This is a genomic window from Achromobacter sp. SIMBA_011, from assembly GCF_046535435.1.
GTDB classification, from domain to species: domain Bacteria; phylum Pseudomonadota; class Gammaproteobacteria; order Burkholderiales; family Burkholderiaceae_B; genus Achromobacter; species Achromobacter dolens.
Map to the genome: position 1 here is coordinate 368,618 of NZ_JAWRWN010000003.1, position 13,775 is coordinate 382,392.

The 13,775-nt window shown below is 67.8% G+C and carries 13 protein-coding genes; 3 read left to right on the plus strand and 10 right to left on the minus strand.

Translation table 11 applies throughout. From position 1 onward, the window contains the following. The 7 genes from SB816_RS14810 to flgB form a co-directional block, all read right to left on the minus strand. Positions 1 to 693 carry a flagellar basal body L-ring protein FlgH gene (locus tag SB816_RS14810; protein ID WP_054504536.1) on the minus strand — a complete coding sequence of 231 codons (693 nt, stop codon included), beginning with the start codon at positions 691 to 693 and terminating at the stop codon, positions 1 to 3. Then, positions 693 to 1,478 carry a flagellar basal-body rod protein FlgG gene (gene flgG / locus SB816_RS14815; RefSeq protein ID WP_006385244.1) on the minus strand — a complete coding sequence of 262 codons (786 nt, stop codon included), beginning with the start codon at positions 1,476 to 1,478 and terminating at the stop codon, positions 693 to 695. Before flgG ends, SB816_RS14810 begins: the two co-directional genes overlap by 1 nt. Before the next feature lie 69 nt (positions 1,479 to 1,547). Then, a complete protein-coding gene (locus SB816_RS14820) occupies positions 1,548 to 2,309 on the minus strand; it encodes a flagellar basal body rod protein FlgF (RefSeq protein WP_054504537.1) in 762 nt (253 codons plus the stop codon). Positions 2,310 to 2,347: 38 nt separating this feature from the next. Further along, complete coding sequence (locus SB816_RS14825; RefSeq protein ID WP_054504538.1) at positions 2,348 to 3,817, minus strand: flagellar hook-basal body complex protein; 1,470 nt, start codon at positions 3,815 to 3,817, stop codon at positions 2,348 to 2,350. Between the two features lie 70 nt (positions 3,818 to 3,887). After that, positions 3,888 to 4,583 (minus strand): FlgD immunoglobulin-like domain containing protein, encoded by a 696-nt coding sequence (locus tag SB816_RS14830; RefSeq protein ID WP_054504539.1) that lies wholly within the window; start codon positions 4,581 to 4,583, stop codon positions 3,888 to 3,890. Between the two features lie 57 nt (positions 4,584 to 4,640). Next, positions 4,641 to 5,060 (minus strand): flagellar basal body rod protein FlgC, encoded by a 420-nt coding sequence (flgC, locus tag SB816_RS14835; RefSeq protein WP_054504540.1) that lies wholly within the window; start codon positions 5,058 to 5,060, stop codon positions 4,641 to 4,643. A 22-nt stretch (positions 5,061 to 5,082) separates the two neighbouring features. Beyond that, on the minus strand, positions 5,083 to 5,490 hold the full coding sequence (gene flgB, locus SB816_RS14840; protein WP_006394438.1) for a flagellar basal body rod protein FlgB: 408 nt from the start codon (positions 5,488 to 5,490) through the stop codon (positions 5,083 to 5,085). Between the two features lie 165 nt (positions 5,491 to 5,655). On the opposite strand from flgB, the gene flgA reads away from it, so the two are divergent. From flgA to SB816_RS14855, 3 genes are all read left to right on the plus strand, one after another. Then, complete coding sequence (gene flgA, locus SB816_RS14845; RefSeq protein WP_054504548.1) at positions 5,656 to 6,366, plus strand: flagellar basal body P-ring formation chaperone FlgA; 711 nt, start codon at positions 5,656 to 5,658, stop codon at positions 6,364 to 6,366. A 127-nt stretch (positions 6,367 to 6,493) separates the two neighbouring features. Further along, positions 6,494 to 6,787 carry a flagellar biosynthesis anti-sigma factor FlgM gene (gene flgM, locus SB816_RS14850; RefSeq protein ID WP_006394436.1) on the plus strand — a complete coding sequence of 98 codons (294 nt, stop codon included), beginning with the start codon at positions 6,494 to 6,496 and terminating at the stop codon, positions 6,785 to 6,787. Positions 6,788 to 6,839: 52 nt separating this feature from the next. After that, positions 6,840 to 7,316, plus strand: coding sequence for a flagella synthesis protein FlgN (locus SB816_RS14855; RefSeq protein ID WP_054504549.1), 477 nt, complete (start codon positions 6,840 to 6,842; stop codon positions 7,314 to 7,316). 76 nt (positions 7,317 to 7,392) lie between these two features. Here the strand turns inward: SB816_RS14855 and flhF are convergent, their stop codons facing one another. The 3 genes from flhF to flhB are packed head-to-tail and all read right to left on the minus strand — an operon-like array spanning position 7,393 to position 13,583. Further along, the gene (gene flhF / locus SB816_RS14860) at positions 7,393 to 10,308 is read right to left on the minus strand and encodes a flagellar biosynthesis protein FlhF (RefSeq protein ID WP_410547223.1); all 2,916 of its coding nucleotides are present in this window, start codon (positions 10,306 to 10,308) and stop codon (positions 7,393 to 7,395) included. Continuing rightward, on the minus strand, positions 10,305 to 12,425 hold the full coding sequence (flhA, locus tag SB816_RS14865) for a flagellar biosynthesis protein FlhA (protein WP_054504542.1): 2,121 nt from the start codon (positions 12,423 to 12,425) through the stop codon (positions 10,305 to 10,307). The genes flhF and flhA overlap by 4 nt, the downstream gene beginning before the upstream one ends. 3 nt (positions 12,426 to 12,428) lie before the next feature. After that, on the minus strand, positions 12,429 to 13,583 hold the full coding sequence (gene flhB / locus SB816_RS14870; protein WP_054504543.1) for a flagellar biosynthesis protein FlhB: 1,155 nt from the start codon (positions 13,581 to 13,583) through the stop codon (positions 12,429 to 12,431). Positions 13,584 to 13,775: the final 192 nt, after the last annotated feature.

Here is a 13,775-nt window from a genome sequence, read left to right on the forward strand (position 1 = left end):
TCAGAACGGCGAGGCGATCAGGAAGAAGCGTTGCAGCCAGCCCATGGTCTGGACCTCGTCCATGACGCCCTTGCTGCGGTATTCGATGCGGGCGTCGGCCACCTGGGTGGACGACACGGTGTTCGTGCCGGTGATCGAGCGGGGATCGACCACGCCCGAGAAGCGCACGTACTCGCTGCCCCGGTTGATGGCGATCTGCTTTTCGCCGGCCACTTGCAGGTTGCCGTTGGACATCACCCCCACCACCGTGGTGGTGATGGTGCCGGTGAAGGCGTTGTTGGCCGTGCTGTCGCCCTTGCCCTGCGACACGTTGCCGCCCTTGGCGTCGGTGTTCAGGTTGGCATTGGCCCAGCTATCCATGAACGACGGCGCGGCGGCGATGCCCAGGCTGGCATTGCCGCTGCGGTTGGTGTTGGTCGCGACGTTCTTCGAGGCGTTGGTCTTCTCGTTCAGGACGATGGTGACGATGTCGCCGACGTTGCGCGGCCGGCGATCCTCGAACAGGGGGTAGTTGCCGTAAGTCGTCGGCTGGTAGATCGAGCCCGTGGGCTGCGCCGTGGGCATCGGCGGCGGCGGCGGCGCGGCCGTCGTCGGCCCCGTCACGATGGGCTCGGGCGGGATCATGGCGCAACCGGCCACCAGCAACGCCAGGGCCGCACACGAAACCAGACGCAGGACAGACGACATAGGCATCACAGTTGAGTCAGGCGGGCCAGCATTTCGTCCGAGGTCTTGACGGCTTTGCTGTTCATTTCGTAGGCGCGCTGGGTCGTGATCATGTTGACCAGTTCCTCGGCCACGTTCACGTTGGAGGTCTCGACGTAGTTCTGCATGAACGTGCCGGCGCCGTCGACACCCGGCTGAAGCAGGTTCGCCGGACCGGAGGCATCGGTTTCCAGGTACAGGTTCTCGCCGACGCTCTGCAGGCCGGTCGGGTTGATGAAAGTGGCGATCTGCAACTGGCCGATCTGCACGTTGACGCCGGCCGCGCCGGGCTGCGTCACCGAGACGATGCCGTCCTTGCCGATGGAGATCGACAGGGCATTGTCGGGCACGTTCATGGGGGGCTGGATCACGTAGCCGCTGACCGTGGTCAACTGGCCGTTCTGGTCGCGTTGCAGCGCGCCGTCGCGGGTATAGGCCTGGGTGCCGTCCGGCAGTTCGACCTGCAGGAAGCCGCGGCCATTGATCGCCACGTCCAGCTCGCCGCCAGTGTTGTTCAGGCCGCCGGTGGTGTGGATGCGCTCGGTGGCGGCCACGCGGGCGCCGGTGCCCAACTGCAGGCCCGACGGCAACTGCGTGGCGTCGCCGACCTGGGCGCCAGGCTGGCGCAGCGTCTGGTACATCAGGTCCTGGAACACGGCGCGACCGCGCTTGAAGCCGTTGGTCGCGACGTTGGCCAAGTTGTTGGAAATCACGTCCATCGAGGTCTGTTGACCTTCCAGGCCCGTCTTGGCAATCCACAGCGAACGCATCATGATGAAGTACTCCTGGTGCGGCGGCCCGGCCGCGCGCGAAAATTATTGGGTTCGGATCGGCTGACCGGATCAGGAAACCGAGAGAATGCCGTTGGCGCGCTCGGCGTTGCGGTCCGCCTGCTGCACCACCTGCATCTGCTGCTCGAAGCGGCGGGCGTTCTCGATCATGCCCACCATCGCCGCCATGGGATTGGTGTTGCTGCCTTCCAGCACGCCGGACAACACCCGCAGGCTGGGATCAGCGGGGGCCGGCGGGGCCGGCTGGCCGTTGACCGGCGCCAGGCGGAACACGCCGTCGTCGCCGTGCACCAGTTGCGCTTCCGGCGGGTTGGCGAGCTTGATGCGACCCAGATTGAGGATGTTGTTGGGGGCATCGCCGGCGCCGATGGCGGTGATGGTGCCATCCGAGGTGATCGTCAGCGCCGCCTGGTCGGGCACGTCGATGATGCCGTTCTGGTCGGACATCACGGGCTGGCCCAGCGAGGTCTGCAGCAGGCCGTTGATGCCCACCTGCAGGCTACCGGCGCGGGTGTAGGCCTCGCCTTGCGGGGTCTGCACGGCGATCCAGCCGTTGGAACTGGCCAGGGCCACGTCCAGGTCGCGGCCCGTGGTCTGCATGTTGCCCATTTCAAAGTTGTTGCGGGGCGTCGACGCCACCGTCGAAACACGCGTCGGCAGGCTCACGCCGTCGTTCACCGGAACCGACCGGTACAACGCGATCTGCTCGCGAAAGCCCGGCGTGTTCACGTTGGCCATGTTGTTGGAGAGCGCGGCCTGGTGTTCCGTGATCCGCGCTGCGCCATTCATGGCGGTGTAGATGATTCGATCCATTGCCTATTCCGTCGATGTCGTCGCGTGCCCGTCAGCCATTACTTCAGGTTCATCAGGACTTGCATGATCTCGTCCTGCGTCTTGATGGTCTGCGAGTTGGCCTGGTAGGTGCGCTGGGCGATGATCATGTTGACCAGCTCCTTGCTCATGTCGACGTTCGAGGCTTCGGTCGCCTGGCCCACCACCTTGGACATGCCGTTGCTGCCCGGCTGGCCCAGGATCGGCTGGCCCGACGAGGCGGTTTCCTTCCAGGCGTTGTTGCCCACCGGCTGCAGGCCCTGGAGGTTGGCGAAGTCGGCCAGCACGATGGTGCCGACGATCGAGGTCTCGCCGTTGGTGTAGCTGGCCACCAGGCTGCCGTCGGCGCCAATGTTGATGCCGCGGAACTCGCCCGAGGTGTAGCCGTCCGGCTGGGCCTTGAGCGCATAGGCGCTGCCGTACTGCGTGGTGCCGGTGTAGTTCACGGCGACCGCCAGCGGATCGGCCGGGGTGGTGCCACCGCCCGGCGTCGCGAACGACAGGTTGACCGTGGCGGCGCTGGTCATCACGCCGGCCTTGTTGAACGTGAACTGGGTCGGGTTGCCCCACACGCCGGCCGCTTCGGTGGTCGGCGCCATGGCCTGGCCGTCGATCGTGTAGTAGACGTCGTAGACGCTGTTGCCGGCGGCATCGGCGGCGCGCTTGGCGAAGTACTGCATCACCTGGTGCGAGTTGCCCAGCGAGTCGTAGACCGTCATGGGCGAGGCGTTGGTGTAGCTGCCGGGAACCTTGGGGTCGAACGGCTTGCCGACTTCGGTCACGGCGGCCGTGTAGTCGACGAAGCCGGGGATGACGTTCAGGTTGCCGGCGGTGACCTGGCCGGTGCCGTCGATGGTGACGGTATTGGGCGCGGTGCCGTAGGTGGCCGCCGGCGGGTTGCCCGGGGTCCAGGTGATCGCGCCGCCGGGCGCCTTGGTGAAGGTGTAGGCGGTGCCGCCGAGCGTCACGGAGCCGGGCACGGCCGGCGAGGTCACGGTGTCGACCTGGTAGATGACCTTGGCGTTGGCGTCCAGGTTCGCCACGGTGGTCGCGGTGGAGGTGGCCTTGGGCGCCACGTTGGCGGTCGGCAACTGCAGCTCGACCGGGTTGGCGCCGATGCCGCCGTTGGGGTAGCCCGTCAGGCGATAGCCCTGCGCGTTGACGATGAAGTTGTTCTTGTCGACCAGGAACTCGCCGTTGCGGGTGTACATCACGGCGCCGCTCTGGTCGGTGACGCGGAACATGCCCTTGGCGCCATCGATGGCGATGTCATATTCGCCGCCGCCGCCGTTGACCGTGCCCACCGTGAAGCGCTGGGTGATCGCCGACACCTTGGTGCCCAGGCCGACGCGCGAGCTGGCGTAGACGTCCGCGAACGACGCGGTCGACGACTTGAAGCCGACGGTGCCCGAGTTGGCGATGTTGTTGCCGATGACGTCCAGGTTCTGCGCCGCGGCGTTCAGGCCGCTCAATCCTTGTCCGAAACCCATGTTTTCTCTCGCTAATCTTTAAGGGGGAAACCGCCGCCGTGGCGCCGGCTGATAATCAAACCGGCTGGCCTCAGCCGATCACCTTGCGCACATCCAGCATGCTGGTCTGGCCATCCAGGCCCATATCCAGACGCAGGCCGTTGGTGGAGTAAGCCACGCTCTTGACCTTGCCGTACTTCAGCACTTCGGCGGCCACCTTCTTGTCGTCGCCATCCGTGGCCAGGACGGACACGGTGTAGGCGCCCGCTTCCAGCGCCGCGCCGGCGTCGTTCTTGCCGTCCCAGTCCAGCGTGTACACGCCGGCCTTCTGCTCGCCCAGCTCGATGGTGCGCACGACCTGACCGTTGGCGTCGGAGATGCGCACCTGAACCTTGGCGGCATCCTTCTGCAGGTCGATGCCGTAGGGCGTGACCACGCGCTCGGAGGGATGCTCGGCATCCACGCCGACCTTGACGTTCGAACCGGGAACCAGCACGCCCTTGCCGATCATCGCGACCGCGTTCATGGACTGCGACACGTCGATCTGGCCGCTGATGGCCAGCATGGTGTTCTTGAGGTTGGTGATGCCTTCCACCGTGGAGATCTGCGCCAGCTGCGAGGTCAGCTCGGCGTTCTGCATCGGGTTCAGCGGATCCTGGTTCTTGAGCTGCGTGACCAGCAGCTTCAGGAACTGATCCTGCAGGCCCTGGGCGGTGCTGGTGCCGTTGGCGCCGCTTTGCGCCAGGCCCAGGCCGGTCTTGCTCGTGGATTGGTCGACGGTGGTCATGGTTTCACTTCTTCAAAAACTTCCGCGCGGGCGGCGCGGCGCGCGGAATCAGACGGGTCAGGATTGGCCGATGGTGAGGGTTTTCTGCATCAGGCTCTTGGCGGTGTTCAGCACCTCGACGTTGGCCTGGTACGAACGCGACGCCGCGATCATGTTGACGGTTTCGGCGACGGGATCGACGTTGGGCATGCTGACGTAGCCCTGCGCGTCGGCCATCGGATGCTTGGGGTCGTAGACCTGCTTGAGCGGGGACTGGTCCACCACCACCCCGGCCACGCGCACGCCACCGATCTCGCGGCCCTGCGCCTGGCCGGCCGGCGGGTTGACCTGGAACACCACCTGGCGGGCCCGGTACGGCTGGCCGTCGGGACCGACCACGCTGTCGGCGTTGGCCATGTTGCTGGCTGCCACGTTCATGCGCTGTGACTGCGCGCTCAGCGCCGAACCGGCGATATCGAAAATGCTCAACAAGGACATTGCCTGCGGTTCCCTATGAAAATCAATCCTGGATGGCGGCCATCATGGTCCGGATGCGACCCGACAGCAGTTGCATCGTGCTCTGGTAGTGCAAGGTGTTGTCGGCGAACTGGACCCGCTCGATGTCCATGTCGACCGTGTTGCCGTCCATGCTGGGCTGGTACGGCAGGCGATACAGCAGATCGGTCGGCCCCTGCGACACGGCCTTGGCCGGAATGTGGCGAGCCGACGTCAGGGTCAGCGAGGTGTCCGGCAGGCGCTTGGTGCCTTCCATGGCGTTCTGCATCGCCGTCTTGAAATCGAAGTCGCGCGCCTTGTAGTTGGGCGTGTCGGCATTGGCGATGTTCGAGGACAGCACTTCCTGGCGCTGCGCGCGCAGCCCCAGGGACTGCTGGAAGAAGCGGAAATCTTCGTTAAGCCGGTCTAGCATCGGATCGCCTTCAATACGGATGGAGTCCGGGACAGCGGACGCACCGTTATCCCATTGGATGACGGCATCATAGGGGCGGGTGGCAGAACACAATCAGCCAAATAACCCGTCATTTCTCATCCAATTCACGTATTGCCAAGCGGCGCGGGCTTCTACAATTCGGACATGAGGAAATTCCCCGCAAATCTCCGCGCGCGCGCCGCCTGCCTGGCCGCCCTGCTGCTGGCCCCGGCGGCCCAGGCGCAGGACGCCGCCGTCCAGGCGCCCGAGGCGATCATCATCGCCGCGCAGACCTATTTGCTGGAACAACTGGCCTCCCTGCCCGGCCAGGCCTCGGTGAGCATCGATCCGCCGCGGGCGGAGCGCCTGGCGCCGTGCGATACTTTGTCCCCATTTATGCCGTCCGGCATGAAGCTGCGCTCGCGCATGACGGTCGGCGTGCGCTGCAACGCGCCCAAGCCCTGGACCACTTACGTGCAGGCCACGGTCAGCGTGCCGGGCTACTACTATGTCGCGTCGCGCATGATCGCGGCGGGCCAGGCCCTGACGCCCGCCGATCTGGCGCCGCGCGACGGCGACCTGGTGGCCCTGCCCCCGGGGGTCATCACCAATCCCGATACGGTGGTCGGCATGACCGCGGCCTACCGGATCAACGCCGGCCAACCGGTCAAGGGCGCCGCCCTGCGCAACGCCCAATCGGTGGTGCGCGGCTCGAACGTCCGTATCAACGCCCGCGGCAAGGGTTTCGTGGTCAGCAGCGAGGGGCAGGCCCTGGACAATGCGGCGCCGGGCGCCACGGTCCAGGTCCGCACCGCCAACGGACAGGTGGTCAGCGGCGTGGTGCGCAACGCAGGCCTGGTCGAAATACAACTTTAGGCAATGTTACATATCGCGTTGCGGCTAGCGCCCTCCTACCCTAAAGTTCCTTCCGACTCGGTCGTTACAGAGACATAAGTAGGCGGAGCCGTCGCAAACCGACCCAGGACGCCCTGCGGAGAAAACCTTGAAAATCAATTCGACAACCAACCGGCCCATCTCGGCAGATGCGGTCAGCCCTCGCGCCGAGTCCGCGGTCGCTCAGGCCTACGGCGCCGGCAGCGGCAGTGGCGCCAGCAGCTCGCAGGTCGCGCTGAGCTCGGCCTCGCGCAAGATGCTGGCCCTGCAAGACGGTTCGAACGACATCAACGTCGAGCGCGTCGCCGCGATTCGCGCCGCCATCGCCTCGGGCCAGCTCAAGATCGACACCAGCCGCATCGCCGATGGCCTGATCGCCAGCGCCCGTGACCTGCTGAAGTAATACTGCCTTTGCAAGATCGCCGTTTTTTCGACCCGTCCGCCCGAGTATGACCATGAGCCCTGTCGAATCCCTGCAAGCCTGCATGAAGCAGGAAGATGCCCTGATCACCGAGTTTTCCGCCATTCTGGAAGAAGAAACCAAGGTGCTGGTCGGGCCGGGCAACGTCGACGCGCTGCATGACATCACCGAGCGCAAGGGCAATATCGCCCAGCAGTTGGTCGACCTCAGCCACACGCGCGATGGCCTGCTCGCCGAAATCGGCCTGCCCGCCGGCCATGCCGGCACCGAGCAGGCCGCCGTGCAGCACCCACAACTGTCCGACGTCTGGCAGGCGCTGCTGGCCAAGTCGGCATCGGCCAACGAAATCAATATGCGCAACGGCGCCCTGATCGACGTGCACCTGCGCTATACCCAGCAATCGCTGGACGCCCTGCGTCAGATCGGCGGCCTGGGCGGCACCTCGACCTACGACGCCCAGGGCCGCGGCGCCCGCGCCACGCCGGGCCGCAAGCCCATCGTCGCCGGCTGAGCCGGATCCCGACATCCCAATACAAACAGCCCGCTTTCGCGGGCTGCTTGCATTGAAGGCCCCGCGTCGAAGCGCCCTAGACGCCGCCGGCCATCTCCAGCATCGCGAACATCTTCAACAGCGCGACCGGCAGCAGGCGTCCGGACAGCTTGCGCTCCGGGCTGACGACGCCGGCCAGGGTGGCGCGCACGCCGTCCGCCGCCGAGGCATGCGCCAACTGCCAGCAGGCCGCGCCCAACTGGCCGGCCATCAGCGACTGCCGCGCCAGCGTATGCGCGCCATCGACCGCGGGCAGCGCCTGCCAGGCATTGGCCATGTAGCGGAACCCGGCGCGCGCCTCTTCCTGCAGCACCAGCCAGCGCGCCACCGTGGCGGCGTCCGCCTGGCCGGCGGCAAGGTTGGTCAGGCCGAACAACTGGCCGGCCACTTCGCCACTGGCGGTATCGATCAGGCGGGCGCACACCAGGCGGAAGCGGGTTTCGTCGCCGCGGCCAGGCAGGCCGATCTCGGTGCCCGAGGCCCACAGCGCCAACGGCGCCGGACGGGTGCCGGGCACGGCGCGCAGGCCGGGCATGTCGCCCGGCTGGCCCACCGGCAGATAGCCGACACTCTTGCCCACCGCGTTCAGATTGGTCGGACATTCGTCCTGGATCACGCGCATGCCGCCCGGGCTGCGCGCCACCCACGACACGCCCTGCTCGCTCAGGCTCTGCCACAGCGCCGAGGTGCCGGCTTCCAGCATGTGCACGACCGGCACCTGGGCCAGTTGTTCGTTCAGCCAGCGCACCCGCGCCTCCAGGGCCAGCGCCGTGTCCGGCTGCGCGGCGGCGGCCGGCGCGAACGACGACAACATGCCATGGGGCAGCACCAACTGCTGCGCAGGCGCGGCCAGGGCCGCGCCGCGATCGCTCATCAGCACCGCGCTCAGCAACGTGCCCCCGGGCAAGGCCTCGCCCTTCATGCTGGCCTTGCCGTGCATGACCAGCAGATTGCGGCTGCAAGTGGTTGAGAATTCGCGCCGCACCATCGCCAGCGGCGTTTCGCCCAGCGCCGCGAGGCTCGACCCCGCGCCGTCGCTGACATACTCGCGCCACGAGGCGCGGGCCTGCACGCAGGCAGGGTCGCTGTCGAGCCAGCTCAGGGTGTCGTCCAGGTTCTGCGCGGCTTCGATCGTGCCGGCGCCGCCCTGCGGACGCAGGATCGCCGAAGCCAGCAATTGGCGGCGGCGCGCGGGATCGACACTCGCTTCGGTCTCGCGCGACGTCGACCACAGCGACGCCATGTCGGCCTCGCTGGGCGAATACAGGGCGCGGGCGCGCTCGACCATGGCGAAGGCGCGATCGATGAGCGCGTCGGCGCGCGCCAGCTCCAGGTGCTCCGGCACCTTCTGGCCGATCGACGAATAGTGGATGGGCAGGCGGTGGCGGATCGCCGTGTCCAGTGCCGCACCCAGGCGCGAAGCCTCGTCGAGCTTGGTGATGATGCAGCCGGCCACGTCCTCGCCGACGCCGTTGCGATAGGCGTGGGCGACTTCGTCGAGCGTGTCGCCCTGGCTGGCGGCGTTGAGCACCAGCAGGCGGCGCACCGGCTTGCCGGCGTTGCACAGCATCGCGGCCTGCTCGGCCACCTGGCGGTCGCGCTGGCTGATGCCGGTGGTGTCGATCAGCACGATCTTGCGGTTGCCCAGTTCGGCCAGGATGCGGCGCAGCTCGCCGGCATCGCGCACGGAGTGCGCCGGCACGCCCATCAGGCGACCATAGATCTGCAACTGCTCGAGCGCCCCGATCCGGAAATTGTCGGTGGTCAGCATCGCCACCTGCTCGCGGCCTTCGCGCGCGACGCAGCGCGCCGCCAGCTTGGCCAGCGTGGTGGTCTTGCCGACGCCGGTCGGGCCGACCAGCGCGTACACGCCGCCGCCCAGGAATTCATCTTCCGAGCCCAGCACCGGCAGGTGCGTTACCAGTTCATTGCGGGCCCAGGCCAGCGCGGATTCGGCGCTCATGCCTTGCGGCATGCGCTCGACCAGCGCGCGGACCAGCTTGGTGCTGAAACCGGCGTCCAGCAGGCTGCGGAACAAGGCGGCGCCCGCCGGCTCGCGGCCCGGCCCCTGGCGTCCGCCCCACAGCAAGCCGTCCATGCGGCTTTCGAGCGCGCCGCGCAAGGCGCTGATGGCGTCCTGCAAGCCCGCCGCCGCATCGCTGGGCAGCGCCGCGGGCGGCACCCCCGGACCATTGCGCAGCGGCGCATCCGGCATGCGCGCCATCGGCGACGGCGCCACGGGCGGCACCTCTCGCGCCGGCGGCAAGGCCGGCATTTCCATCCGCACCGGCGCGGCGGGCGCCATCACCGCGGGCGCGGCCGCTTCCGCCGTCACGGCGGGCGGCGCCTGACGCGCGACGGGTTCCGCCGACACCTCCGGCTCGGGCTGAGACTGCGCGGCGTAGGCCGACTGGTAGGCGGCGATCGAACGCGACGGCACCGCGTAGGCGGGCTGCGCATCGGCGACGGGCGCAGGCGGCGCTCCGTAGGCCGGTTGCGAGACGCTCGGCGCCGCACCATAGGCGGGTTGCGGCGCTGCGGCAGGCGGCGTGCCGTAGACGGGTCGCGGCGCGACCGGCTGCGGCGCGGCGGCGGCCGGCGCGCCATAACCGGACTGCGCGCCATAAGGCGGTTGCGAGGCCGTGGTCGGGGTGGCGCCATAGGGAGGCGGCGCCAGGTTGGCGGGCGCGGCGTGACCGTACGGCGCGGGCGCCTGCGGCGGCACCGGCGCGGCCGGAGCGTGAGCCGGCGCGTGGCCGTCGGCATACCCCTGCGGCGTCGGCGTCGGCGCCTGCGGCGACGCGTCGTCGAACGCGCCCTCCACCGTGGCCAGCACCTCGATGCCGCCATCGACGCTGCGGTTCGACACGATCAGCGCGTCGGGACCGAGCACCTGGCGCACCTGGCGCATGACGTCACGGCTGTTCGCGCCAAAGAAGCGACTTATTTTCATTGACCATTACCTCCGCCGATGAGCGCCGTCACACGGACCATGCGCTCATCCGGAATTTCCGTATTCGACAACACGCCCAACTGCGGCAGGTGGTGGCGCAGGAAGCGCGACAGCGGCGCGCGCAGCACCGGCGAGACCAGCAGCACCGGCGCGTTGCCCTGCGATTCCTGGCGCTCGACCGCCGCCTGGGTTTCGCGCAGCAGGGTATCCGCCAGGCCAGGCTCCAGGCCGCCGCTGGTGGTGAGCGCCTGCGACAGCACGCGTTCGAGCTTGACGTCCAGGCCGATCACGCGCAGTTCGCCCTCGCCCGGGAACCATTGCTGGGTGATGGCGCGACCCAATGACCGGCGCGTCAGCGCGATCAGCTCGTTGATGTCGGGCTGGCCGCCCGTGCCGGCCGCCAGCGCCGCCAGGCGCGGACCGTGCTCGGACAGGGTGTCGATGATGGTGCGCATGTCGCGGATCGGCACTTCCTCGGCCAGCAGGCCCTGCAGCACCTTCTGCAAGGCGGTGAGCGACAGCGTCTTGGGCACCAGGTCTTCGACCAGCTTGGGCGCGTCGCGGCCGATGCGGTCCAGCAACTGCTGCACTTCCTGGCGGCCCAGCAGGTTGGAACCGTGGCGGTGCATCAGGTGGTTCAGGTGGGTGGCGACCACGGTGCCGGCATCCACCACCGTGTAACCGACCACCTGGGCCTGGTCGCGCAGGCTGCCGTCGATCCACAGCGCCGGCAGGCCAAAGGCCGGGTCGGTGGTGGGCGTGCCCTTGATCTGCATGGTCACGCCGCCCGGGTCGATCGCCAGCCACTGGCCCGGCATCGCCACGCCGTGGCCGATCTCGACGCCGGACAGCAGGATGCGGTAATCGTTGGGCTTGAGTTCGAGGTTGTCGCGGATATGCACCACCGGCGGCAGGAAACCCACGTCCTGGGCGAATTTCTTGCGCAGGCTGCGGATGCGGTGCAGCAGCTCGCCGTTCTGGGCATGGTCGACCAGCGGGATCAGGCGGTAGCCGACCTCCAGGCCAAGCTGGTCCACCATCGAGACGTCATCCCAACTGGCTTCGGCCGCGGCGGCCTGCGCCTGCGTCACGGCCTGCTGCGGCACCTCGCTGGCCGCCACCTCGGCGGCCTTGCGCCGCTTGTGCATCGCCCAGCCGCCCCAGGCCAGCGCGCCGGCCAGCGTCAGGAAGGCGATGTGCGGCATGTTGGGGATCAGGCCCATGATGCCGATGATGCCGGCCGTCAGGAACATCACGCTGGGGTTGGAGAACAGTTGGCTGATGATCTGCTGGCCGATGTCCTGGTCGGTCGACACGCGCGACACCACCACGCCGGCGGCGGTCGAGATCACCAGCGCCGGGATCTGCGCCACCAGGCCGTCGCCGATGGTCAGCAGCGTGTAGACGCGGGCCGAGTCGCTCATCGACATGTCGTGCTGGGCCACGCCCACGATCAGGCCGCCGATGATGTTGATCGCCATGATCAGCAGGCCGGCGATGGCGTCGCCGCGCACGAATTTGCTGGCGCCGTCCATCGAGCCGAAGAAGTCGGATTCCTGCGACACCTCGGCGCGGCGCTTGCGGGCCTCGTCCTCGCCGATCAGGCCGGCGTTCAGGTCGGCGTCGATGGCCATCTGCTTGCCCGGCATCGCGTCCAGGGTGAAACGCGCGCCGACTTCGGCGATCCGCCCCGCGCCCTTGGTGATGACGATGAAGTTGATGATGGTCAGGATGATGAAGACGATGATGCCGACGGCAAAGTTGCCGCCCACCAGGAAATGACCGAAGGCCTCGATCACCTTGCCCGCCGCGTCCGGGCCGGTGTGGCCGTGCAGCAGCACCACCCGGGTCGAGGCGACGTTCAGCGACAGGCGCAGCAGCGTGGCGAACAGCAGCACGGCCGGGAAGGCGGCGAAATCCAGCGGCTTGCGGGTGAACATGGCCACCAGCAGGATCATCACCGACAGCGCGATGTTGAAGGTGAACAGCAGGTCCAGCAGGAAGGTGGGCAGCGGCAGCACCATCATGCCCAGCACCATCACGATCAGGATGGGCCCGGCCAGGAGCCGCGCGTGCGTGGCTCCGTTGCTTTTCAACATGGTGAGCAGAGCGCTCATTCCTTAAGCTCCTTGTGCTGCGGTCTTTGCCTGCGGGTCCAGCGCGGCCGGCACGGGCAGGGACTTGGGCGCCGTCGGTTCGACCCCCCATCCCGAGCGCCACGAGCGCAACTGGAAAACCCACGCCAGCACTTCCGCGACCGCGGTATATAGCTCGGCCGGGATTTCATGCCCCAGCTCGACGTGTTGATACAGGGCGCGCGCCAGGGGCGGCGCTTCCAATGTGGGAATGCGATGCTCGGCGGCCAGTTCGCGGATCTTGGCCGCCACCAGCCCGGTGCCCTTGGCCAGCACTCGCGGCGCGCCGTTCTTGTCTTCCTCGTACTTGAGCGCCACGGCATAGTGGGTCGGGTTGGTCACGACCACGTCGGCCTTGGGCACCTCGGACATCATGCGGCGGCGCGCGGCCTGGCGCTGCTGCTGGCGGATGCGGGCCTTGGTGTGCGGATCGCCTTCGCTTTCCTTGTGTTCCTGGCGCACGTCTTCCTTGGACATGCGCAGCTTCTTCAGGTGGCTCCAGATCTGCCACGGCACGTCCAGCAGCACGATCACCAGCAGCGAAGCGACGATGAAGGCGCTGCACATCGCCACCAGGCTCAGCGCCTTGGTCAGGGCGGCGGCCGGCGCCACGTGCATCAGGCCCAGCATGTCGTCGTGGTAGCGCCAGATGATCCACACCGCCACGCCGCCCACCAGCAGGGCCTTGGCCAGCGCCTTGATCAGCTCGACCACGGTCTGTGACGAGAACATGCGCTTGAGGCCGGCGAACAGGCTGAGCTTGGAGAAATTCGGCGACAGCGGCTTGCCCGAGATGACAATGCCCCCCAGCAACACGCTGGACAGCACGGCGATCACCGCCAGCAGGCCGAAGATCGGCAGAATAACCATCAGGGCCTGGCCGAAGCCGTTGACGGCCTGCTCGACCATCACGCCCGGGTCGGCCACCACGCGCTGGTCGAACGCCAGGCCGTTGCGCAGCACCCCGCTCAGTCCCTTATAAATCGTGCCGCCGCCGGCCCAGATCGCCGCGACACCGGCAGCCAGCATCATGAACGTGCCCAGTTCCCGGGAACGCGCAATCTGCCCCTCCTCGCGCGCCTTTTCCAGGCGCCTGGGAGAGGCGGCTTCGGTTTTCTCGAGGTCGCTTTCTTCGGCCATGCTCTGCGGTGTCGTTGCGGCTCGCGGATTGACGGATTACGAGCTGCCCGCCGAGATTCTAGGAGGCCTGGGCCTTGGGCGATAAGCCAAGAAACGGGGGGAAAGCGGCGCTATTCCCGGATGCGCCCGGGCCGGGCCGGCCAGGGCGGGCCGGCGACCGGACGCCCTGCCCCGCCAGCCAGGCGGATCGGT